Origin of the sequence: Paenarthrobacter sp. NPDC089714 (genome assembly GCF_044748905.1) — a bacterium.
GTDB lineage: Bacteria > Actinomycetota > Actinomycetes > Actinomycetales > Micrococcaceae > Arthrobacter.
In genome coordinates this window covers 409,985-432,763 of record NZ_JBIVGX010000004.1, presented here as the reverse complement: position 1 = coordinate 432,763, position 22,779 = coordinate 409,985, and the positions used below count along the sequence as shown (strand labels likewise).

Annotated in this window: 19 protein-coding genes; 9 read left to right on the top strand and 10 right to left on the bottom strand. The window is 64.2% G+C overall.

Annotation, left to right across the window (positions count from 1 at the left end; genetic code table 11):
- Window positions 1–309 precede the first annotated feature (309 nt).
- The 5 genes from ACIPY3_RS10805 to ACIPY3_RS10785 all read right to left on the bottom strand — a co-directional run bounded on the left by ACIPY3_RS10805 (window position 310) and on the right by ACIPY3_RS10785 (window position 5,505).
- Entirely contained in the window at window positions 310–1,365 is a 1,056-nt protein-coding gene (locus tag ACIPY3_RS10805) for a siderophore-interacting protein (protein ID WP_400333691.1), read from the bottom strand.
- Window positions 1,362–2,210, bottom strand: coding sequence for an ABC transporter ATP-binding protein (locus ACIPY3_RS10800; protein ID WP_397326685.1), 849 nt, complete (start codon window positions 2,208–2,210; stop codon window positions 1,362–1,364). Before ACIPY3_RS10800 ends, ACIPY3_RS10805 begins: the two co-directional genes overlap by 4 nt.
- 1 nt (window position 2,211) lies before the next feature.
- The gene (locus ACIPY3_RS10795; RefSeq protein ID WP_400333708.1) at window positions 2,212–3,189 is read right to left on the bottom strand and encodes a FecCD family ABC transporter permease; all 978 of its coding nucleotides are present in this window, start codon (window positions 3,187–3,189) and stop codon (window positions 2,212–2,214) included.
- A 122-nt stretch (window positions 3,190–3,311) separates the two neighbouring features.
- Window positions 3,312–4,427, bottom strand: coding sequence for a FecCD family ABC transporter permease (locus tag ACIPY3_RS10790; RefSeq protein ID WP_397326686.1), 1,116 nt, complete (start codon window positions 4,425–4,427; stop codon window positions 3,312–3,314).
- Between the two features lie 4 nt (window positions 4,428–4,431).
- The gene (locus ACIPY3_RS10785) at window positions 4,432–5,505 is read right to left on the bottom strand and encodes an iron-siderophore ABC transporter substrate-binding protein (protein WP_400333688.1); all 1,074 of its coding nucleotides are present in this window, start codon (window positions 5,503–5,505) and stop codon (window positions 4,432–4,434) included.
- A 604-nt stretch (window positions 5,506–6,109) separates the two neighbouring features.
- On the opposite strand from ACIPY3_RS10785, the gene ACIPY3_RS10780 reads away from it, so the two are divergent.
- Window positions 6,110–6,601, top strand: a complete 492-nt coding sequence (locus tag ACIPY3_RS10780; protein WP_400333685.1) for an FBP domain-containing protein — start codon at window positions 6,110–6,112, stop codon at window positions 6,599–6,601.
- A 78-nt stretch (window positions 6,602–6,679) separates the two neighbouring features.
- Here the strand turns inward: ACIPY3_RS10780 and ACIPY3_RS10775 are convergent, their stop codons facing one another.
- Genes ACIPY3_RS10775 through ACIPY3_RS10765 form a run of 3 tightly spaced genes read right to left on the bottom strand, consistent with a single transcriptional unit; the run spans window position 6,680 to window position 12,475 of the window.
- Entirely contained in the window at window positions 6,680–10,135 is a 3,456-nt protein-coding gene (locus ACIPY3_RS10775; protein WP_400333683.1) for an ATP-binding protein, read from the bottom strand.
- Window positions 10,132–11,025: a DUF4194 domain-containing protein gene (locus ACIPY3_RS10770; protein WP_400333681.1), complete on the bottom strand. Its 894-nt coding sequence runs from the start codon at window positions 11,023–11,025 to the stop codon at window positions 10,132–10,134. Before ACIPY3_RS10770 ends, ACIPY3_RS10775 begins: the two co-directional genes overlap by 4 nt.
- Window positions 11,018–12,475, bottom strand: coding sequence for a DUF3375 family protein (locus tag ACIPY3_RS10765; RefSeq protein ID WP_400333677.1), 1,458 nt, complete (start codon window positions 12,473–12,475; stop codon window positions 11,018–11,020). Before ACIPY3_RS10765 ends, ACIPY3_RS10770 begins: the two co-directional genes overlap by 8 nt.
- A 326-nt stretch (window positions 12,476–12,801) precedes the next feature.
- Here ACIPY3_RS10765 and ACIPY3_RS10760 point away from each other — a divergent pair, with 326 nt between their 5' ends.
- Both ACIPY3_RS10760 and ACIPY3_RS10755 read left to right on the top strand, forming a co-directional pair.
- The gene (locus ACIPY3_RS10760) at window positions 12,802–13,104 is read left to right on the top strand and encodes a hypothetical protein (RefSeq protein WP_400333674.1); all 303 of its coding nucleotides are present in this window, start codon (window positions 12,802–12,804) and stop codon (window positions 13,102–13,104) included.
- A 62-nt stretch (window positions 13,105–13,166) separates the two neighbouring features.
- Complete coding sequence (locus tag ACIPY3_RS10755; RefSeq protein ID WP_400333671.1) at window positions 13,167–15,131, top strand: acyl-CoA dehydrogenase family protein; 1,965 nt, start codon at window positions 13,167–13,169, stop codon at window positions 15,129–15,131.
- A 12-nt stretch (window positions 15,132–15,143) separates the two neighbouring features.
- Here the strand turns inward: ACIPY3_RS10755 and ACIPY3_RS10750 are convergent, their stop codons facing one another.
- Window positions 15,144–15,548 (bottom strand): YchJ family protein, encoded by a 405-nt coding sequence (locus tag ACIPY3_RS10750; RefSeq protein WP_400333669.1) that lies wholly within the window; start codon window positions 15,546–15,548, stop codon window positions 15,144–15,146.
- A gap of 187 nt (window positions 15,549–15,735) precedes the next feature.
- On the opposite strand from ACIPY3_RS10750, the gene ACIPY3_RS10745 reads away from it, so the two are divergent.
- Entirely contained in the window at window positions 15,736–16,701 is a 966-nt protein-coding gene (locus tag ACIPY3_RS10745; RefSeq protein ID WP_400333667.1) for a hypothetical protein, read from the top strand.
- Window positions 16,702–16,704: 3 nt separating this feature from the next.
- Here ACIPY3_RS10745 and ACIPY3_RS10740 read toward each other — a convergent pair whose 3' ends face one another.
- Window positions 16,705–17,196, bottom strand: coding sequence for a flavin reductase family protein (locus tag ACIPY3_RS10740; protein ID WP_400333665.1), 492 nt, complete (start codon window positions 17,194–17,196; stop codon window positions 16,705–16,707).
- A gap of 243 nt (window positions 17,197–17,439) precedes the next feature.
- Between ACIPY3_RS10740 and ACIPY3_RS10735 the strand changes: the two genes are divergently transcribed.
- The 5 genes from ACIPY3_RS10735 (at window position 17,440) to ACIPY3_RS10715 (ending at window position 21,990) form a co-directional block, all read left to right on the top strand.
- Window positions 17,440–18,474 carry an aldo/keto reductase gene (locus ACIPY3_RS10735; protein WP_400333663.1) on the top strand — a complete coding sequence of 345 codons (1,035 nt, stop codon included), beginning with the start codon at window positions 17,440–17,442 and terminating at the stop codon, window positions 18,472–18,474.
- A gap of 176 nt (window positions 18,475–18,650) precedes the next feature.
- Entirely contained in the window at window positions 18,651–19,748 is a 1,098-nt protein-coding gene (locus ACIPY3_RS10730) for a sulfite oxidase (RefSeq protein WP_400333660.1), read from the top strand.
- 145 nt (window positions 19,749–19,893) lie between these two features.
- Window positions 19,894–20,271 carry an RNA-binding S4 domain-containing protein gene (locus ACIPY3_RS10725; protein WP_400270185.1) on the top strand — a complete coding sequence of 126 codons (378 nt, stop codon included), beginning with the start codon at window positions 19,894–19,896 and terminating at the stop codon, window positions 20,269–20,271.
- A gap of 107 nt (window positions 20,272–20,378) precedes the next feature.
- Window positions 20,379–21,035 (top strand): DUF6318 family protein, encoded by a 657-nt coding sequence (locus ACIPY3_RS10720; RefSeq protein ID WP_400333657.1) that lies wholly within the window; start codon window positions 20,379–20,381, stop codon window positions 21,033–21,035.
- Window positions 21,036–21,087: 52 nt separating this feature from the next.
- A complete protein-coding gene (locus tag ACIPY3_RS10715; RefSeq protein WP_400333706.1) occupies window positions 21,088–21,990 on the top strand; it encodes a hypothetical protein in 903 nt (300 codons plus the stop codon).
- The last annotated feature ends 789 nt before the right edge of the window (window positions 21,991–22,779 follow it).

Genomic DNA, 22,779 nt, shown 5'->3' with positions numbered 1-22,779 from the left:
GCTTCCTCACGGAAAGCAGCATCATATTTTCTTCTGGGCCCGGTCATCTGAAGTCGATCTCCCATCAACCTGTCTCAGAAAACCATACGACCGCAGTTGAGCAAAAAGGGCTATTTGGTGAGAGAGCGTTGGGCAAAAGGGGGCATTTGGTGAGAGAGCGTTGGAAGGGGACGCGCGCCCGAGACCGCGCGGCGGGCGTCCGGCAGCGTGCGTCAAAGCGACGAAGGAGCAGCACGCCGAGGACGGCCGCCGCGCGGGCGGACCAGCCAACCGGCCACCCGCCGCGGCGGCGGACTCGACGGAGAACGCTTAGCCCTCCGCTTTGCCTTGGCGCCAGTAACCCATGAAGGCAACCTGCTTCCGGTCGATGCCGACGTCCCGCACCAGGTAGCGGCGCATTTCCTTGATCACGAAGGCTTCACCGGCGATCCACGCATAGAACGGCAGGGCACCGGCGGGGAGGGTGGGGTTCTTGGTGGCTTCGATGGCTGCGGCGTCCATGCGCTGTGGGGTTTCCCACAGGATGTCCTGGTCCACGTTGACGTCCTCCGGCTCAGGACCGGCCGCTGCGTCGGCACCCTTCAGGCCTACCCAACCCGGAACGGGGACAGCCTTTGCCACGGCTTCCTTGAGGAGTTCACCGTGCGGGCGGGAGCGTCCAATCGCGGCGCCACGGGCAAGCCACGTAATTTCGATGTCGGCCGCCGTGCTGATGTCCTGGAAATCAGCCGCCGAGGGGACTTCAAGGAAAGCGTGGCCCGTCATGTCAGCGGGAAGGCTTTCCAGGATGGCGCTGATGGCCGGCACGGCAGTCTCGTCGCCGGCGAGCAGCACACGCTGGGCAAGGCCGGGACGCCATTCGATGCCACCGTAGGCACCGGCGGTGGTGCATTGGGCCGCGCGGTTGTTGGGGCCGATGATGGTCAGCGCATCGCCCGGCTTGGCTGCCACTGCCCAGTTGGCGGCCGGTCCACCGTGGCCGGAATCGTCAAAGTGCATGACGAAGTCGATGTCGATTTCCGGGTACACGGCGTCGAGGCGCTCGGACCGGACGGTGTAAGTACGCATGGATCCGCGGACCGCTGGGTCCATGGCGAGCCACTCCTGGTACCAGCCGGCCTCGTCCATCTTGAACTCCGGGAGCGGGATGATGCCGCCGTCCTGGTCCAGGGAAGGAATCATGAGTTTCACGCGCAGGTCAAGGGTGTCCCCTGCCACCCCGAAGTCGCGGAGGGAGTAGCCGCCGAAGGTGATGCGGCGGAAGTTGGGGCTCAGCTCCTGGACCGCGGTGACGGTCACGTCGAAGGCCAGGGTCATCGGTTCCACTGCGGCGCTCGCTTTGGCCCGGGTGGGTTGTGCACTCATGAGGCGATCTCCAGTTCGTTGGCGTGACGGGCGTGATGTTCGGTACGTGTCGGAGCTTGGGCGTGGTGGCGGCCAATGGGAACGATCAGCGGCGTGCCGGAGATCGGATCCGGAACCACACGGGATTCCAGGCCAAAAACGGTGTGGACCAGTTCCTCGGTGACCACTACCGGGGCCGGACCTTCGGCGACGATGCAGCCGCCCTTCATGGCAATCACGTGGTCCGCGTAGCGCGCCGCGAGGTTGAGGTCGTGGAGCACGATCGCCACCGTGGTGCCGCGGCTGCGGTTCAGGTCCGTGACCAGGTCCAGGACCTCTACCTGGTGCGCGAGGTCCAAGTACGTGGTGGGCTCATCGAGCAGCAGGACCTCGGTCTCCTGTGCCAGGGCCATTGCGATCCACACGCGCTGGCGCTGTCCACCGGACAGTTCGTCGACGCTCCGCTCAGCGAGTTCCAGCGTTGCGGTGGCTTCAAGCGCGCGCTGCACAGCGGCGTCGTCCGTGGCGCTCCAGCTGCGGAAGAAGCCTTGGTGCGGGTACCGCCCGCGGCCCACCAGGTCCCGCACGGTGATGCCGTCCGGCGCGGTGGGGTGCTGCGGGAGCAGGCCGAGGGTCCGCGCGAGTTCGCGGGCGGGGCGCGAATGGATGTCCTTGCCGTCCAACGTCACGGCACCGCCGGCAGGCTTCAGCAGCCGGGACAAGCCGCGGAGCAGGGTGGACTTTCCGCAGGCGTTGGCGCCCACGATCATGGTCACCTTGCCCTCCGGAATCTCCGTGGTGAGGCCTTCCACCACCTTTCGCTGCTCATATTGGAGCGTCAGGTCCTTGGCATTAAGGATCGCCATGTCAGGCTTCCTTTCGGTTCGACGTGAGCAGGAGCCACAGAAGGAAGGGGGCGCCGAGGGCACCCGTAACGACGCCAACAGGGAGGACGGTTCCGTCGAGGATAACCGGCGCGATGTTGGAGGCAAAGAAGTCGGCGGCCAGCACAATCAGCGCACCGGTGAGGGCCGACGCCGGAAGGCTGGGTTTGCGGACGATGCGGCGGGCAATGGGCCCGGCAAGGAAGGCGACGAAGGCCACGGGACCTGCCGCGGCAGTTGCGACGGCGGCAAGCCCGACGGCGGTCAGCACGAGTCCCAGCCGCGCGGCGTTGACCTTGATCCCCAATCCAGCGGCAGCATCGTCACCGAGTTCGAGCATGCGCAGCGGTCCCGCGAGGGCGATAACGGCCGGAACGAGGATCAAGAGCGCAACGGCCAGGACGCCCGTTCGTTCCCAGTTGGCAGAGTTCAGCGAGCCGTTGAGCCATACCAGGGCATCCGCGGCCGTGCGGATGTCCGCCCTGGTCATGAGGAAGTTCACGACGGCATGGAGCGCTGCGGCGATGCCCACGCCGGCAAGGATGAGACGGTTTCCGGCAGCATTGCCGCGGCTGCCGGACCCGGAACCGGTCTTGCGGGAAATGGCATAGATGATGGCAGCGACGCCCAGTGCGCCACCCAGGGCAGCACCGGAGATCACGGCGCCGGAAGCACCGAACACCACGATCGCGGTGACGGCTGCAGCACTTGCTCCGTAGCTGATGCCGATGATGTCCGGGCTGGCCAGCGGGTTGCGGAGCATGGTTTGGAAGAGCGCACCGGCAAGGCCGAAGGCAACGCCGATCAGCGTCCCCACCATGGCACGGGGAAGCTTGTGTTCCATGACGATGAAGGTGGCGCCCGGAATCTTCTCGCCCCCGGTCAGGTGGTTGATGACGATCTTGAAGAAGTCGGGGATGGTCACGGTGTAGCTGCCCAGCAGGACGTAGACCGCGAACATCACTACGAGGGCCAGCACCAGGAAGATCGTGGGGCTGAACGCGCGGCGGGATGGCAATTGATGCGGATGCTCGCCGGAGCCATTGCCATTAGTTGCCGGCTCGGCGGTGGATTTGAGGGTGGTCACAGTCCGGCCCCCTTTCCGCGGCGGATGAGCCAAACGAACACGGGAGCGCCAACCAACGCGGTCATGATGCCCGCGGGAACTTCGCCCGGGAGGAGTATGACGCGGCCGATCACGTCCGCCACGATCAGCAGGATGGGCGCCGACACCATGGAGAACGGCAGGATCCAGCGGTAGTCCGGTCCGGTCAGCAGCCGGACGGCGTGCGGAATGACCAGGCCGAGGAAGCCGATGGGACCGGCCAGCGCGGTAGCGGAGCCACACAGGAGCACGATGCCCAGGCCGATGATGCCGCGGGACAACGCAACATTCTGGCCGAGGCCCCGGGCAATGTCGTCGCCGAGGGCAAGGCTGTTGAGTACGCGGCCACCGCCCACCACAATCAGGGCGCCAATCACCAGGAACGGCAGGGCGGGCAGGAGGACGGACCAGTCACGTCCGCCGATGCTTCCCACCTGCCAGAAACGGAAGCGGTCCAGGGTGTCCTGGCTGGAAACGAGAATGACGTTCATCAGCGAAAACAATCCAGCGCTCAGCGCCGCGCCTGCCAAAGCGAGCTTGACCGGCGTCGCACCGTCACGTCCGCGGGACGCAATGGCGTAAACGACGACGGCGGCCGCTGCGGCGCCGATGAAGGCGAACCAGATGTAGCCGGTCAGGGAGCCTATGCCGAAGACATAGATGCCCACCACCACGGCCAAGGCAGCACCGGCGTTGAGGCCGAGGATGCCGGGATCGGCCAGCGGGTTGCGGGCCACGCCCTGCATCGCAGCGCCGGCCAAGCCAAGGGCCGCTCCGGCAAGAAGACCCAGCACGGTGCGCGGAATGCGGGCGATAACCACCGCGTGGTCGCCGTCGGCCGGGTTGAAGTGCGTGATGGCTTCCCAGATGGTGGAAAGGGGAAGCCCGCGCGCGCCGATCGCCAACGACGCGGCGCACGCAGCTGCGAGTACGACGACGGCGACCAACAGCCAAGCGGTCCGCTTGCCTGCGCTCCGCGGCCGGGTTCCCCTTCCGGCCGTGTCGCTGCCTGGGGCGATGCCTCGCTGGTTACCCGGCACCGAAGTGCCACCAACCCGCCCCGCGGTAGCCGCCGTCGTCGTACTCAGTTTCATTGCTTTACTTGGCCGCGACCTTGTCGGCGGCGGCACCAAGCTGAGGCAGGAACGTGTCCAAAGCCCACGGGAGGCTCAGCGGCGACGACGCGGAGATGGACAGCGTCAGGGTCTGGTTTGCGTCGGCAACCAGTGCGCCGGACTTGATGGCCGGGATCTGGCTCAGGAGCGGGTCGGCCTTGATGGCATCTGCGGTTGCAGCCTCGGGAACCCAGGTGACGAAGACGTCGGAGGTCAGTTCGTTGGCTTTCTCAGCAGACCACGGGATGAAGAAGTCCTTGTTGGTCTTGGTGTTCTCGGTGACCACAGGTGCCAGCTTCATGCCGATTTCGGAGAGGAAACGGGGGCGGTTGTCGATGGCGGTGTAGACGTTGACGCCGTCACCCTTGGCGGGCTCGAGGTTGCCGTAGATGAAGGTCTTGTCCTTGATCTGCGGGTACTTGGAGACCTTGTCCTTGATGGTGGACTCGGTGTCCTCGATCAGCTTCTTGGCTTCGGCTTCCTTGCCCAGGGCCTTGCCGATCAGGGTGGTGCTTTCCTGCCACGGGGTACCGTAGGCGAGCTCCGGCTGGGCCACGACGGGGGCGATTTCGCTGAGCTTCTTGTAGTCGGCTTCTTCGAGACCCGAGTACGCGGCCAGGATGACATCCGGGCTGAGCTTGGCGATCTCGGTGAAGTTGATGCCGTCAGCTTCGGAGAACTGGACCGGCGCCTTGTCGGTACCGAAGCCGGCGCCGAGCTTCTCGAGGGCTGCGTCCTTCCACGGCGTGGAGCCCTTGTCGTTGTTGCCCCACTCGTTCTTCGGAACACCAACCGGGACAACGCCCAAGGCGATCGCGATGTCGTCATTGACCCACGAAACGGTAACTACGCGCTTGGGCTGTTCCTTGATGGTGGTCTCACCGAAGACGTTCTTGATGGTCACGGGGAAGGCAGTGGACTCGGCCTGCTGGGAGGCCGGAGTGGAAGTGGCGGGTCCAGTGGAGCAGCCAGTGAGGGTGAGGGCGACGGCGGCAATTGCGACCGTCGCAGAACCTGCGGTCTTCAGCAGGGCGCGGCGTGGGAGAAGGGAAGCCACGGGACTCCTTAAGTAAGTGATGCGAACCTAAGTAAGGCTAGCCTAGCCTCTCGATAATTACGAAACGTTTGCGTCGCCTAATCCCCTCATGACGCCAAAATACCGTTCAGCGTGCCCCAATTCACACCCTCTCTCACCGAACCGCCCCTTCCCACCGACCCTCTCTCACCGAACCGTCCCTTCCGGCCGACCCTCTCTCACCGAACCGCCCCTTCCGGCGAACCCTCTCTCACCGAACCGCCCCTTTCCGGCGACCCTCTCTCACCAAACACCCCCTTCTCGCCGTTCCTCTCGCAGTGGACAGTCCCCCGCGGAATTTGGGAGGATAGCGGCAGCGGACTACCGCTTCCAAGGAAATGACGAGGGGATGAGCGTGCGCACTGTTCCAGTTGCTGCAGCCATGGTTGGCGAGGTGGCCGCTTTGGCCTGCTTGGCACACCCTCTCGCGTCGGCATCCTCCAATTAGCACCAAGAGCATCGAACCCCAGCAACCGCTGGGGTTCATTGGCGCCCCTTGGTGCACTTCGGTGACCGACGCCTCCCGTGCCATGACGCAGCGCCAGGCGCGCTGCCGACGTCGTCAATTTCCGAAAGAAGCTTCGCCATGCAGAAAATCACTGCGCAACAAATCCGTTCATCCTTCATCAATGCCAGCCGCTCAGAAGCCGCCAAGCTCAACCTCCCCCGCGACTTCGACGCGATCGAGTGGGAATCCTTGGAGTTCCTGGGCTGGCGGGACGAGAAAATGCCCCAACGCGGGTACCTGGTCCTGCCGTCCAACGGCAAGCTGACAGGCATCATGCTCCGCGCCCCCGAGGGTGGCTCCGGCAAGAAGCGGGCTGTGCTCTGCGAACTGTGCCGGGACGTATTCTCCAAGGCCGATGTCTACCTGTGGGTCGCCAGGAAAGCCGGGCAATCCGGCAAGGACGGCAACACCGTGGGGACGTTGATCTGCGCCGAGTTTGGTTGCAGCGCCAACGTGCGCAAGGAACCACCGGTCAACGAGATCAATCCCGACCCGGCCGCCGTCGTCCTCAAACAAATCGCCGGGCTGGAGTTCCGCACTGCCCAGTTCCTGGACAGGGTCCGCGGGTAGGCCAATGTGGCTGGCAGTAGTGGTTGCTATGACGGCTCATAACAACCGCTACTGCCAGTCAGTTGGGCGGCGGAGGCCCTAGCGGAGCACGATGTCCACGGGATTGGCTTCCGAACGCCACGCGCCAGGGACGCCCGGTCCGGCGATCACCGGAGCGGTGAGGACACCGGACCGGTTGGTGCGCTTGTCGCGAAGGATTTCCGTGACGGAACCCAGGTGGCGCGAAAGATCGATCACGTTCTCGGGCGCCGCCAGCAGCAACTGGAAGCCGAACTCGTGGAGCGCCTTGATGCCTGCGCCAGCAAACTCCTCGGAGGCAAGCACGAAGGCCTCATCCATCATCACCGTGCCGTAAGTGGTGAACCCCTGCTCGGCGATGCCCAGCTGGTAGCTCAACGCCGCGGCCATAATGAAGGCCGTAAAACGCTGGCGTTCGCCGCCGGACATGGACCCGGTGTCGGCGTGCATGAAAACCTCGGTCTTCGGCTTGCCCGATTTGCCGGTCCTGCCCGGCACTTCGCGGTGTTCCTTGCATTGGATGAACAGGTGCCCGCGGACGTCCAGCACCTCCGCACGCCAGCGCCGGTCTTCGGGCGTCTGCGAGCCGAGCCGCTTCACCAGGGTTTCGAGCGACTTGTACCGGGCCGTGAGCTCGGCATCCTCGTCGGTTTCCGTTGCGGCCGCAGCATTGCGGGACGGCCGGGTGTGCTTCGCCTTCAAAGCGTTCTGGATAGCATCCTTGAACTGCTTCGCCGTAGCCGGCAGCGTCTGTTTGATGTCCAGCTCCAGGTAGCTGCCCTCGTGGAAATTCACGTCGGACAGGATCCCGTTCAGCGGCAGGATACGGCTGGTGATGGTGCGGCGTTCCTCATCGAGCAGGTGCAACAGCGTGCTGAAGGACTCGTGCGTCCGCTGGTTGAAGAACAGGCGGAATTCGGCTTCCTGGGCGGGCAGGCCGTCGTTCACGATCGCGTGGTACCGGGACTCGAAGTCACCGGCTGCACCGATCGACGTGCCGTGGTCGGCGCTGATGGCGCTGCCCCAGTCGCGCACGAACGCTTCGAAGATGCGGGTCAGGCGTTCAGCTGTGGCTTGCCCCCGCGACTCGGCAGCGTGAAGCTCGTCGAGCAGCGTGTTGCGGACGCCGTTGGCCAGATTGTCCAGCTCATGGAGTTCGGAAACGTCCGCGGCGCCGGCGAAGTACGGCTCCAGTGCCGCAACGGTGGAGCCCGACGGCGGTGCTTGCTCAAGCTTCAACCTCGCCGCGTCCAGCAGGCCGTCAGCCGTGGTCATCTGATGATCGAGCGCTTTGTACTCGCTCTGCAGCACAGCGGCAGAACCTGTGGAGGACTGGTGTTTTTCCCGTACGGCCTCAATGTTGGCGCGCAGGGGCTCAAGGTCGGCCTGGGCGGCGAGTGCATCGGCAAGGCGCTGCTCGATCCGGGCCAACTCGTCAGCGGCAACAGCCGCGGAAACCTGTTCCCACGGACGTTCGTCCTCGGCCACGCGGCGGAGGGCTTCCAACTGACGGGCCATTCCCTGGTGCGAATCCTCGCGGCTCTGCGCAAGTTCGGCAGCCTTGGCCAGCTCGTTTTCCAGCTCGCCCACGCGGGCAGCAACGAGTTCCAGCTTGGAGGCATTGTCGAAGCCGAGCACGTAATCCTGCCGGCTGGTGAAGCGATCGTCCTTCTCCACGGTGTGCCTGTTGCGTTTGACCACGCCGCCCAGGCTCAAGCCCTTGTCGAGGGAGGCCAGCTCATCAGGGTCCTCCACGCATGGGTACGCGAAGTCGACCGCGATCCGCTCGCGTATCCACTCCCCCGCGTCCGCATTGGCACCCGAGGTGAGGATGCTCAACTTGGTCAAGAGGTCGCCGTCGGACACGTCCTCCACAGCGAGCGCGCCGCCGGCCAGTGGCTTTGACACATCAACGGCGCGCAGGGCGCCGCGGACGGTGTTGTCGTTGAGGTACCGTGTGACGGCCGTGAAGTGTTCGCCCGGCACCAGGAGTGTGGTGGCGAGGTTGCGCAGTGCACGCTCGGCCGCCGGGCGCCATTGCTCCTGGCCTTCCGCGAGGTCGATCAGTTCGCCGCCGAAAGGCATCCGCTCTTCCGGAACGCCGGTCGCCGCTGCGATCGCCGCGCGGTTCTCAATGCTCGACGGCGGCAGGAGGGACTTGCGCGACCGCAGCGACAAGAGCTCCTGCCCGGCCGCTGCCAGTTCGCGCTTTTTGGTGGCGTGCGCATCGAAGGCTTCGAAGCGGAGCTCCTTCAGTGACTCCGAGTCATCCTGCAAAGCCGCTGACCGGGCTGCAGCCTGCTCGTGGGCTTGGTCCCAGCCCTCCGCCGACCATTCCAGGTCCAGGCCGGCATCGCTCAACGCCTTCCTGGCGGATTCCTCCACCTGCTGGCGGAGCTTGAGACCCACCCGCGCATTCTCCAGAGACTGCTCAATGGCGGAGATCGCGTTGCCACCGCGGTTGTTGTAGTCCGACTCGAGCTCACGCAGTTCCTTGGCCAAGGCGTCCCGCACGGTCCGCTCGGCCGCAAGCTCCTGGGCCTTTGACTGGGCCAGCTCCTTGAACCGGGCCAGCGTTTTGGCGTGCACCGTCACCGCAAGTTGCTGCTTAAAGGCGACGAACTCCTCCCCGGCGAGCTCGCGCAACCGGTTCGCGTCCAGGAGGGCCTGTGCGTAATCCTTGTTCAGCCCGGGAACCGGCGCCAACTGGTCGCGCTGCTGGCGGACGTCCTCCAGTCGCTGGCGGATGGACATCAGGTTGCTGAACTCTTCCACCACATCGTCGGCGGCGGCCAGCGTGGCCGGGGCATCGAGGACTTGGTCGCGGAAGAACGTGTTCACGCTGCCGCCCAGGCCCTTGCCGGCCTGGATCACGCGTAGCAAAGGGAGCGCCTGGTCCGAGTTGATTCCCAGGAGCCTGCGGAACCTCTCCGCGAAGGCCTTGTGGACGTCGAACACCTGGCCTTCGGGGAAGATCGACTCCAGCGCTCCCTTGGTAAAACGCTTCTGGGCGATGCCCTCAATGGCCTCCAGGTCCAGGGGCTTGCTGTCGATCACATAGAAGCGACCAACGCTGGACTCAGTGCCGTTCTTGGGCAGGTCGAAAAGCGCAGAGACCGTCACTTTGGTGCCGGCAGCGTTATCAAACGTCAGTGCGACGGCGGACCACGTGGCACCAGGGCGCTGGAAGGCACTGGCCGAGCCATCGCCGACAGCCTTGTCACCCACCTTGCCGCGCATATAGGTGAACGTGGTCCTCTTGTCCTCCACAGCACCGCCCGAACGCTGGGCAGCGGCCTCGTTGGAACGGGGACGGGCATCGAAAACGCGAAGCATCGCGTCAAACAGCGTCGACTTGCCAACACCGGAGTTACCGGTAAGCAGGGTGCCGTTGCGGTCCACGTGCATGGTGTGGGCGCCATGGAAGGTGCCCCAGTTGACCACCTGGACGAGCGACAAGCGCATCTGGCCCGGGTTCGTCTGTTCTCCCAACGGGAGCATGGTTGCGATCGTCACTTGGCTGCTCCTTCGCCGTCGGAGGTGGCTGAGTCCGCGGCGGTACTCACCGTGGAGGGCCCGTCACTGTCCGTGTCGTCGTCCAGGTCGTCATCTGAAGGGCTGGTTTGGTTTGAATCAGAGTCCAGGTCCAGCAGCGGCTCTGTTCCTGATTCGTCGGTTGCTACTGCTACCAAAGACTCGATGTGGGCCGGGATGTCGCCGATGTTGTCGAACGGGAGGGCCAGGGGCAGGGCGTTGCTGATGGTGTAGGTGTCGTCGAGTGGCGTAGGGAGAAGGAGTTGGCGCGCCAGGAGTTTGGTGATGGTGCGCGTGACTACGTCCGAGTCGCGCAACGCGTCCTGCTGGCCTGCGGGTGTGTAGTTCGCCACGAGGTCCGAGATCTCTTCGCGGGTGATGCTTGGGTCTGTCTGGGCTGTCACGTGGCGGTCCAAAAGAAGGCGCAGGCGCAGCAAAACGATTGTTTCCACGCGGCTGAGGGCCCTTTGCTGCCGCAGGATGCTCGAACGTGAGCTGGCTCCGATGATCTCGGGATCAACGGGGCGCAGGACTGCGATCTTGCGGTCATGGTCAAGCTGAAGGGTGAGGAACAGCTCCGAGAGGCGGCTGCGGAGGATCATCTGGTTGTCCAGGAGGGTGGTCCACAGTTTCTCGTCCCGGCCGCCGTCGATGTACGGACCCTTGAGCAGCTTGACCAAGGCGTGGCGTACCTTCATCGGCAGGACGCCGGTGTCCCCGGGGAACAGCGCGGCACCGTCCACGAACGTGTCGCGCGGGGTGATCCGGAACGGGTCCGCGGCGTGTTCAACGGGAACCGAACCAGCGGAGGCAGCCTCGTCGGTGACGTCTTCCGCTTCGGCGGCGTCCGTCGTCGTGATTTCCTCAGTCATCAGAATCCTCATTCAGCGAGACGACCGGCAGGTACGCCGTGCGGATGCTGCCGTCGATTTGTTCGAAGTCGATGTGTTCCCACGTGGCCCGGTCAAAGGCCGCACCTGACTGCAGCGCCATGGACAGGAGGGAACGGACAGTGTTGATGTGCCGTTCTTCGGGTGGCAGGTTCTCCCACGCCTCGCCGATGGTGGCCGAACCGGCCATGGCGGCACGCACGACGGCGGGCCTCGCCTTTCCGGTGCGGGCGGACTTCACGCGGTCCGAGTCGCTGAAGGCGATGGGGTCGGCCAGGCGCGGCGGAGTGGCAAACTCGTCGGGGTCGAAGAGTTTGACCATGGCGAGCGATTCGAACCCCGCGTTGTACAGGACGGGGCCGGGAACCAGTCCGGGCCGGTCGCGTTCGTAGGGCAGCGACCTGATGGCATGCTCGGCCTCGGCGAGGACCTTCCGCAGGCTCACGGATTGACGGACATCGTCACTCTGGATGTACGTGTTGAGGCTCTCCGAGAGCTTGCCGTAAATCCGCTGGATCTGGCTGTGCTGGGTGCGGAGTTCGGCCACGAGGTTCTTCAGCGTTTCGCGGTCCTCGTGCGAGAGGTCATCCGCGAACTGGCGGCTCAGCACCTCACCGATGGCTGAGCGGAAGCGCAACTGCTGCTGAGGGTCTTCCAGGAACGCCGTGAAGGAACGGAACGTACGGCCTTCCGGGCTTTGCCGGAGCCGCTTGTCCGCTTCCAGCACCTGGGCCATGGTGGCGCCTTTGCTGAGCGATTCCTCGATGATCTGGTTGCGCAGCTCGCCTACGAGTTCCTCGATGCGGTCACGCATCTTCTTGTAGTCGGCAGGCAGGCTCGCGGCGAGGTCGAGGATGTTGCCGGCTGCTTCTACGGCTTCGTCATCGTCAAGAAGACCATCGAACTCACCCGAGCTGATGTCCTCCACAAGCTGCTGCCGCTCCTGGATCTCTTCCTCGAGGGCCTCCAGGCGTGCGCTTTGGTCCGGGTTGGTCTCGTTGGCGAGCTTTTCGACGTCCCCGAGCAAGGTGCCCAGCCGGGAACCGTTAAGGGTGGAGCGTTCGCTGGAGAGGCTGTCCAGGAACGCGAGCACGCGGGCCGCGGCTTCAGTGACTTCATAGACGATCTGGCCGGACTGGTTGCGGCGCGTCAGGAACTGCTTCCGCGTCCATTCGTCGCCAAACGCCTTGCCGTTTTGCTGGCCGCCCAACGTTGGGTCCTGGCGGCGGAGCTGCTCAAGGAAAGCGTCGACGTCGGCATGGAACTCTTCGAGCGGAAGCTGCGGCCGGGTGCGGGTGAAGGAGGCCTGGAGAACGGCGATCACCCAGGGCGCCGAGCGGGTCAGCGCCCAGGCAGGTCCCTTGGTCAGCTGTTCGAGGTCGCGGAGCCGGGCACTGATGGCGTCGGCGGAGGACATGGCTGAACGGGACAACTACTCTCCTTCAGCTGCTGCGAAACCTGACCGGCAGCGAAAACTGCCCCGTACAAGGTTAACGCAGAGTGTCATCGCCCAAGTAAGTCGCAGTTGTGCGCGTTTTGAACCGTCAAAACGCGCACTGCTGCGACCCAGTTGGGCGGGGCCGCGCGCCCGAGTGCGTGCCGCCGTCGTGCCCTTTCCGTGACCTACCGTGCGGTATGGTTTCGATCCCGTATCAACAGCGTTTCCCTGCTGGCCGCAAAGGGCCGCCAGCCCTAAGGTCAGATCATCGACGCCGGCAACGCCGCGTCTACCCACGCACTGTCGCATAGGGGGGCACTATGAACTTCGACTTTACTGCGCTTGAAACCGGAACATACGTCTTTATCGGAACGCTTGGCTTCGCTGCACTCCTGGTCGCGTTCATCGCGGCGGCAGCCGTGGCCGCAATAGTTTTCATCGGCATCCTGAGCTTCGTTTGGTACGTGGTCAAGAGCGTGCTCGGAGGCCTGGTCCACGGCATCAACTTCGCTTGGGACAGCCTGGTCCACCACGCCGGACAGGTGGAAATTCCGGTGGAGTTCCAGCCCCAGGTTTCCACTGGTACGGGAAGCTACCCGCGGGTAGCATTGAGGGACAGCTGAAGGGTTCCCACCCGAGGCGGACCCTGGCTCCATCCGGCACAACCGGCTAGAGGAGTTATTCCATGACGTCCGCCACTGACAACAGTCTCTCCGCAGCAAGCGTCAACGCCACCGCCGAGGAAGCCCGCGCCGTCGCCGAAGCCGCGCGCGAAACCGAATGGAACCGCCCCAGCTTCGCCAAGGGCCTCTATTTGGGCAGCTTCGACCTGGACCTGATCCACCCCTGGCCACAAGCCAAAGCGGAGGATGTTGAGCGCGGCGAAGAGTTCATGGCCAAGCTTGAGGCGTTCTGCAGGACCATGTCCGGCCGGGTGATCGAACGTGAGGCCAAGGTGCCCGATGACTACCTGGCCGGGCTCGCCGACCTCGGCGTCTTCGGCATGAAGATCCCCCGCGAATACGGCGGCCTCGGCTTATCACTGGTGTACTACGGCCGTGCCCTGGCGCTGATCGGTTCCGTGCATCCAAGCCTCGGAGCGCTGATCTCGGCCCATCAATCCATCGGCGTACCGGAGCCAGTCAAGGTTTTCGGAACCCCGGAACAAAAACAGGAGTACTTGCCGCGCTGCGCCGCGGGAGCCGTCACTGCCTTCCTGCTCACCGAGCCCGACGTCGGCAGTGACCCCGCCCGGATGGGCGCCACTGCCGTATTGTCCGACGACGGCGGTTCTTACGTCGTGGACGGCGTGAAACTTTGGACCACCAACGGCGTGATCGCTGAACTCGTAGTGGTCATGGCCCGCGTCCCCGCCCACACCGATGCGAACGGCACCACGCACAAGGGCGGCATCTCCGCTTTCGTCGTGGAGATGGACTCCCCCGGGATCACCGTGGAGAACCGGAACACGTTCATGGGCCTGCGCGGCATCGAGAACGGTGTGACCCGGTTCCACCAGGTTCGTGTTCCAGTCGCCAACCGCCTGGGCCGCGAAGGCCAAGGCCTGAAGATTGCCCTCACCACGCTGAATACGGGACGCCTTTCCATTCCGGGGTTGTGCGTTGCGGCCGGCAAATGGAGCCTCAAGATCGCCCGCGAATGGTCCAACGCCCGCACTCAATGGGGCCGCCCCGTTGGCCAGCACGAGGCAGTGGGCAAGAAGATCGCGTTCATCGCTGCCACCACGTTTGCGTTGGAGGCCGTCTTCGAGTTGTCCGCGGAGATGGCCGACGCAGGTGCCAGGGACATCCGCATCGAGGCAGCCTTGGCCAAGCTCTGGTCCACGGAGTTGAGCTGCAGGATCGCCGACGAATTGGTCCAGATCCGCGGTGGACGGGGCTTCGAAACGGCGGACTCCCTCGAGGCGCGAGGCGAACGGGCTGTCGCTGCCGAACAGCTCCTGCGCGACCTCCGCATCAACCGGATCTTCGAGGGATCCAGCGAGATCATGAAGCTCCTGATCGCCCGGGAAGCCGTTGACGCGCACCTTGCCGCTGCCGGCGACCTCGCCTCAGCGGATGCGAGCCTGCAGGACAAGGCGAGGGCCGCCGTCGGGGCTTCAGGTTTCTACGCACGCTGGCTGCCCAAGCTTGTGGCCGGCGCCGGGATGGATCCGCGGTCCTACGCCGAATTCGGCAGGCTCGCCAAGCAGCTCCGGTTCGTGGAGAGGTCTTCGCGGCGGCTGGCGCGGCAGACCTTTTACGGCATGGGACGCTGGCAGGCGAAGCTGGAACACAAGCAAGCGTTCCTCGGCAGGATCGTGGACATCGGAGCCGAACTCTTTGCCATGGCCGCTTGCTGCTCCCGGGCGGAGAACCTGCTGGGCACCCAGCCGGAACAAGGCGCCGCCGCCTTTGAATTGGCCGAGGCCTATTGTGAGCAAGCCAGGGTGCGGGTGGACGAGTACTTCGACCAACTCTGGCGCAACACGGACGACGCCGATCACGGGCTCTCGCGCAAAGTCCTCGCCGGTGACTACACCTGGCTCGAGGCCGGCGTGCTGGACCAGTCCGAGGGAACAGGGCCGTGGATCGCGGATGCGTCACCGCATGAGTCCGCCAAGGAGAACCTGCACCGGAAGTATCGGTAGCGGGCCGTCAGGCTAAAGCACGTCGCCGTCCACGTAGTACCAACGCTTGTCCTCCCTGACGAAACGGCTGTGCTCGCGCTGGACTCCGCGTTGGCCGTCGTGCCTGTAGTGGGCAGCAAACTCAACCGTGCCCTGCGTGTCCAACGGACCTCCGCCAGTGGCGCCCAGGATGTCCAGGCGGCGCCACTGTATGTCCGGATCCAGCTCCATCGCTCCAGGGCGGGTGCTGGTGTGCCACGTGCGCAACAGGTACTCCGCATCCAGGACGACGAAAGCTGAATACCGGGAGCGCATGAGCTGTTCTGCAGTAGGCGCGTCGGCGTCGCCGCTGTGGAAGCGGCCACAACAAGCGGGGTACTGCTCGCCCGACAGGCAGGGGCAAGCGCCGTTGCGGAGGCGGCTGGTATCAGGCGTCAAAATGCCCCTTTCCGAGTCTGTAAATGAGAGCTGCGCAACATATTTTCCCACGCCGTATAACAGCTTCGAAACAACCGCGCCAGACCCCTGAGCCGCGCGTGATTCCGTCAGTGCTGAACCGTAGGCTGGATGGAGCAAGCTGGGTGGGCACCGCGCGCATCACAAAACGACGGCCAGGGGAGGCTAAGTGGAGGATCCGACAACACTCGCCATCAACCTGACGTATCTGGGTACTTTGGGGATGGCTGTCCTCATGTTCCTGGGACTCGGGTTGGTCATCATCATCACCCTGGTCGTGGCTGGAGTGGGGCGCCTGTTGTCGATTGTCCTGCTTGCCATGGTTGGGATTTTCCCCAAGAAGGACACCACTCCCATCGTCCGCTTGCCCCGTCGTCCGGCGCGTGGACCAGTGGAGGTGAGTCCCGGCGTCGTAATTCCCGCAGAGGTTGCCACAGAGGCGGCCGCATCCCCGCTGGACCAGCTGGCAACAGGCCCCCATCCGGACACCGCCCAGGTTGAGGCCGTCGCGGCTGCCGCCGTGGCGGACCCTTCGACGCCGCCGGCACCGGCGCTCGTGGTGGAAACGCCCCCTGCTCCCGTCCCGCCGAAGCGCGACCTCTTGGGAAATGCCCGACGCCGGATCGCAGAGGCGTCCGCGGCCGTCAAGGACGGCGCGTGGAAGTCAGCGATCGATCCCAGAAAGCTGCCGAACCCTGAACAGGTCAAGGATGCGGTGGAAAACCAGACCTCCCACCACCCCTTGCTCATTGCCGCCGCCAAAGAGCCGCCGGTCCTGGCCAAGGACTGGGCAGACGCCGTGGCGGAGGCCGACGAGCGCGCGGCCGCCCGGGCCAAGGCCGATCAGCCGCCGGCCATCAAGGTGACGGTCCGGGACATCGATGAGAACGACTCGCCCGCCAACCCCTCCACGGGGAACGGTTCCGCCCCCGACTCCAGCGCGGCGTCGGCAGCCAAGCCCACGAAGGATTCATCCGGGGGCAACGGAGCGAAAAAGCCCGAAGCCGCCAAGACAGCCCAATCTGCCGGAAAGACAAACGGCGCCACTGGATCGGGCCCGAAGACTTCCAAGAACGGAAAGTCTCCGAGCCCCATTCGTAAAGGTTCGTTGAGCGGCGCGAGCCGCAACTCCTGACTGCTAGGCGGCCAGCCTGTTGAAAGCGGCGCCGTGGTAGATCAGCGGCTTCGATTCGTGGTTGACCGTGGTCGATTTGACCTCAAGCACCACAATCGCGTGATCCCCTGCCGGCGTCTCCGAAACAACTTCGCATTCGAACCCGAGGACAGCGCCGTCGATCAGGACCGCGCCCGAGTCGGCGACGCTGGTGGACAATCCTTCAAAGCGATCACGGGTTTTTGAGGCCAACTGGAGTGCCGCGGTTTCCTGCCCCTCCGCCAGCACGGAGACCCCAAGCCTGCTCGCCTGCCGCAACTTCGGCCAGGTAGTAGAAGAGTTCTGGACGGCGAACATCACCAGCGGCGGCTCCAGGGACACTCCCACAGTGAAGGATGACGCCACCAACGCTTCCGGGGTGAAGTCCACCATCGCACTGAACGCAGCCACGCCGGACGGGAACTGCGCAAAGGCAGCCTTGATGGCGGCGGTTTCTTCCACTGTTGTCTGCGTCATTTTCGCTGTCCCCTTCGTGCGTCGTTTGAACTCATTTCCCATGATTCACGCGATCCACAGAAGCTCCATATTTGTTGATTCCCGCGTCATTTGTATTGCCGAATGTCAAGAAATATCGCGAAGTAAGGCTCGTTCCATTACTTCCCAAGACGAAAAACGAAGAAGTTCTACCGCTTGCGTTTCTGCCCACGGCACCGCTGTGTAGCCTCGATGGGACATCCAGACCCACCACAGGAAGCCAACATGAGCCTCAATGAGCTACGGACGCTTGGACGCACTGGCGCCCTGATCAGCCCACTGACCCTGGGCACCCTGAACTTCGGCACGGGAACCGCACCCACCGGCCCCGCGGACAGCATCCGCATTATCAAGGCCGCACTCGATGCGGGCATCACGAGCATCGATACCGCCGACATCTACTCGCAGGGCGAGGCCGAAACCGTGGTGGGACAGGCCATTCACAGCCGGCGGGACGACGTCTTCCTTGCCACCAAATTCCACGGCCAGATGGGTTCCAACCCGGCCCATGCCGGTAACTCGCGCCGCTGGATTGTCCGGGCCGTCGAGGACAGCCTGCGCCGCTTGAACACGGACAGGATTGATCTCTACCAAGCGCACCGGCCGGACTACAACACCGACCTGTTGGAAACCATCACGACCCTCAACGACCTCATCCGGCAAGGCAAGATCCTCTACTACGGCACGTCCGTGTTCAGCCCCGCCCAGCTGGTGGAGGCGCAGTGGATCGCCAACACCAACCACCTCACCCCGCCCGTGGTGGACCAGGTCCCTTATTCGCTCCTGGTCCGCGCCAATGAACGCGACGTTTTCCCCATCACCCAGCAGTACGGCGTCGGGGTTTTGAGTTACGGACCGCTCGACGGCGGCTGGCTCGCCGGAGGCTACCGGGTGGGCGCCGGCCAGCCGGAGAGTTCGCGATATTCCGCGCTGCCGGGCCGTTTCGACGTCACCCAGCCCTTCAACCAAGGCAAGCTCCACGCCGCCGATGCCCTGGGCCAGCTTGCCGCCCGGCACGGGCTGACGTTGATCCAACTCGCCGTTGCTTTCGCTTTGAACCACCCCGCGGTGACCAGTGTGATCATTGGGCCGCGCACGGAGGAGCACTTGACGGACTATCTGAAGGCCGCCGACGTGGTGCTGAGTGAGGCCGTCCTGGACGAAATCGACGACATCGTTGCTCCCGCCGTCAACTTCCTGGAGCGCGATGCCGGCACCGTGGCCCCGCACCTGGAGTATCCGGAACTCCGACGCCGGTAGTCTCCTTGCGTTGTGTGGCCCGCCCTGCGTGCTTGCCCGCTTGTTTGAAACGTTCAGCGGGCTCGCAACGGGCTATTGACGGCATTCGGGTGCGGCGTGATCCTTGACCTAAGTGCTGCTGGTCCCGCCGAGGCGTCACGCCCGCAGCGTCAGGTACCAGTAGAACGCCGCCGCCCATGTCCACACCCCATATTGAACGTGGCGTCGCAGCCACTCCAGGCCAGCCGACGCAAGACGCCTTGACCCAAGAAGAACTCCAACTCGCGGGGCGCAACCACTCCATGCCACTCGAAGCGTTGCAGGAGGACATCACCCCGGCAGGCCTGCACTACCTGCTGGTCCACTTCGACGTGCCGTTCCTTTCCGCGGAATCCTGGCGGTTACGGCTTGGCGGAGCGGTCTCCAACCCCTTAGAACTGAGCCTAGAAGACCTCAAAGCCCGACCTGCCGTGACCATGCCCGTGACGTTGGAGTGCGCAGGAAACGGGCGGGCGCTCCTGCAACCCCGGCCCCTCAGCCAGCCATGGACGCTCGGCGCCGTGGGCACCGCCGAATGGACCGGGACTCCCTTGGCGCCCCTGTTGGAGGAGGCGGGGTTGGCGAGTGACGCCGTCGAACTTGTCTTTACCGGCGCGGACCGCGGTATCCAGGGAGGTGCCGAAGAGCAGTACGCCCGCAGCCTGACCGTAGCGGAGGCCAGGCACCCGGAAGTCATGCTGGTCTATGCGATGAACGGGCAGCCCCTGCCGCCGCAACATGGATTCCCTGTGCGGCTGCTGGTGCCGGGTTGGTACGGGATGGCGAGCGTGAAGTGGCTGACGTCGATCGAGGCTGTGACGTCGCGGTTCATGGGATACCAGCAAGCGGTCGCCTATCACTATCTGCAGGGTCCTGACGGTCCGGGCCTTCCCGTTTCGCACATCAGGGTTCGGTCGCTGATGGTTCCTCCGGGTATCCCCGATTTCTTCACGCGGCGCCGGGTGGTGGACGCGGGTCCCGTGATGATTCGTGGCAAGGCGTGGTCCGGGCACGGTGACATTGAACGGGTCGAGGTGGGGATCGACGGAGAGTGGATGCCCGCCCACCTCGATGATCCGCTGGGCGACTTTGCCTGGCGATCCTGGTCCATGGTGTGGGTGGCAAGGCCCGGTGAGCACGTGCTGCGATGCCGGGCGATGGACTCCTCCGGCGCGCTGCAACCCCGTGAGCAGGTGTGGAACTACCAGGGCATGGGGAACAACATGGCGCAGCGGGTTGAGGTGACCGTTCGGTAGTCCTTGGGCTGCCTTGCCGCCGCGTTCGCGGTGCCTGGCCGCAGCGTTCGCGGGAAGCCTGCTTGTTCGCTGGAGCGTTCCGGCGATCTCGAGTGGTTTCCCGCTGTTTCGTGACCTCCCGCCCTTCGCTAGACTCGACTGAATCATGAACAGCCTGCCATCCTCCCCCGCGACCGTCCGGGTCGACGCCTGGCTGTGGGCCATCCGCGCCTACAAGACCCGCTCCGCCGCGACCGCTGCCTGCCGCGCTGGACACGTGCGACTCAATGGCAACCCGGTGAAGGCATCGCAGACCGTGATCGTTGGCGACACTATCCGTGTCCGCGAATCCGGGTGGGAGCGAATCTTCGAGGTACGCCGGCTCATCGCGAAGCGCGTTGGCGCGGAGGCTGCGTCACACTGCTTCACCGACCACACGCCTGCGCGGCCGGTTCTTCCCGCGTTGGGCCTCCCCCAGCGCGACCGCGGCGCTGGCCGTCCCACCAAGAAGGACCGCCGGGACATGGAGAAGCTGCGGGGATAGTTCCTGGCCTGGAGTTATCCACAGGGCCCTCATTGCTGCGTGATTCTTGTGTTCCCTCCTGCCTAGACTGACGGGCACTACGCCAAAAACAGTCACTGGGGAGTCTGATGTTCCGCCGTTCATTTGCCCTAATTCCGCATGCCCATTTCCGGTCCGTCGCCGTCGGAGCCTTGGCTCTCGTGCTGCTGAGCGGTTGCCAAGGCGGCAGCACACCTCCCGAAACGAGCACGACGACGGCGACACCCACCTCGAGCGCGTCGGAGGCGGGAACCCGGACACCCCCGCCCACATCTAGCGGCCCATACAAGCCAGCGGATGCGACGGGCAAGGCTCAGAACGTGCCCGTGCCGGTGATGCCTGCTCTGGCGAAGGAGAACACGAAGGAGGGGCTGGAGGCGTTTATCCGGTATTGGTACGCGGTCGGCAATTACGCTAATGAAACAGGCGACATTTTGGAGCTCCGCTCGCTCAGCACACCCGAGTGTCAGCCCTGCGCGTACTTCCAAAGGGCATCATCCGATGGCTACACGAATGGCCGCTGGCTGGTTGGTGGACGCGTTCACCTACCAAGTGTCAACGTTATTTGGAATGTCGAAGATGAAGAGCACCAGGCGACCGTGCAAGTAGTTCAGGACGCAGTTTCTTACTACAACGCCGATGGCTCACCCGGTCGACTATCGGACCCGCCCAGCAATGACGCGTTCGTGATTGTTGCGTCCTTCCAGTCGGGATGGAAGGTTGTTGATACAGGTGTCATTCGTTAGAGGGGCACATGGAATCGTTGGCGCCGTGATTTTGTATGGCTTCTTGACCTCGGTGTCAGCGCCGGGCGCGATAGCAGACGGATCGAACGAGTGGGCCACGGCAAATAAAGCGGCCGGAACCCTCGATGTCGGGTCTACCTGGGAGTTCGATCCGTCGACCGGAAAGTCAACTCGCCGAACCGGGTCCACTGACGCCGCCGATGATCCCTATCAATACAAAGCAGACCACCGCTGTCAGCTTGGTGGCCCCGGCGCCAAGGAAATGGGCTGCCTCACGCTCGAATGCCCAGCCATCACGCCCGGCGGCGAAAAGGGTTCGCCGGTCATATGGATGAAAGCACCCAAGGGAATCACCAACCCGACCTACACAGACTGGCAACCTGTTTCCGGGAAACCAACGTGTCTCTACGCAGCAGAACCCCAGAACGTCCTCGCCGACATCGCAGCCCGGATCCTCACCGACTTCCAACAACTCCCCGTCAACCCAGGAACCCTCGAAGCCCAACCCTTCCCCAACACCCTCAAAGGCGGACCCACCAACTTCTACACCACCACCACCGAACAGCAATTCGACACCACCATCCTCGGCCAAGCCGTCCACCTCACCGCCACCCCCACCACCCACACCTACACCTTCGGCGACGGCACCACCCTCGGCCCCACACCAGCCACCGGCTACCCCACCCCAGCCAACACCTGGCTCACCACAGAAACCCGCACCAGCCACACCTACACGGCCACCGGCAACTACCCCACAACCCTCACCACCACCTACACCGGAACCTACTCCGTCAACAACGGCCCACCCCTGCCCATCAACGGAACCCTCAACCTCACCACACAACCCAAAACCATCCACGTCTGGAAAACAGAAACAGCCCTCGTCGCCGACACCTGCGAAGAAAACCCCAACTCCTGGGGCTGCCCCGGTGTAGACACCCCAACCAAGCACTGACGAAGCGCGCCAACCACCAAGAAGACCGGCCGCTAAGGGCACCAACCACAAAGGGAGACCAACACTTAAAGAGACCAACCGCCAAGGGAAACCAACAACCCACCAAAAACCCCGGACCCCCGCCACCCACATTGACCCCGAAAACCACCCAAAACACCGGAAAACCCCACATTCAGGCCCCAAAGTGGGTCGCGAAGGAACATCGTGGCGTGGCGTGACGTTCGCCCGGGTCCATTTGCGTCAGAGGAGCCCGGACGACTTTGCCGCGGGCAGTGGACGACTTGTCCACATAGCTCACTTCGGCAGTTCCAGCCAAGACCGACCCTTCATAGCGTGGATTCGTGATCCCACCATTTCCCAACCCGATCGATGTCAACCTTCACAGTGGCCCCGCCGAGTGGTGGCAATTCCTTGCAAGCCTTACGCCTCTGGCCGCTTTGATAGCAGCCGGCATTGCGGGGTGGATTGCGTGGAAGTCCCTCCGTCAGAAGACCGCAGCTGACAACCGGGCAGAATGGTGGCGACGCGCCCAGTGGGCCTTCGATAGCATCCTCTCGGACGAACCGCGACGGGCGCAGACAGGCCTCCGGATCATGGCCGTTCTCGCTCAAGGCCCTCCAAGCGCGGAGGAACTAAAGATCATCGAAGGCGCAACTGACGATTCGCTGGGGGTTGCCGAGGGGCCAGCCCTTAGACCGTTCAGCCGTCACGATTACCCGGTTGTCGACACAAGCAATATGGAATCAAATGCCCGCCCCGAAGTCCCATCGGCCGGTTCCGGGCGGGACA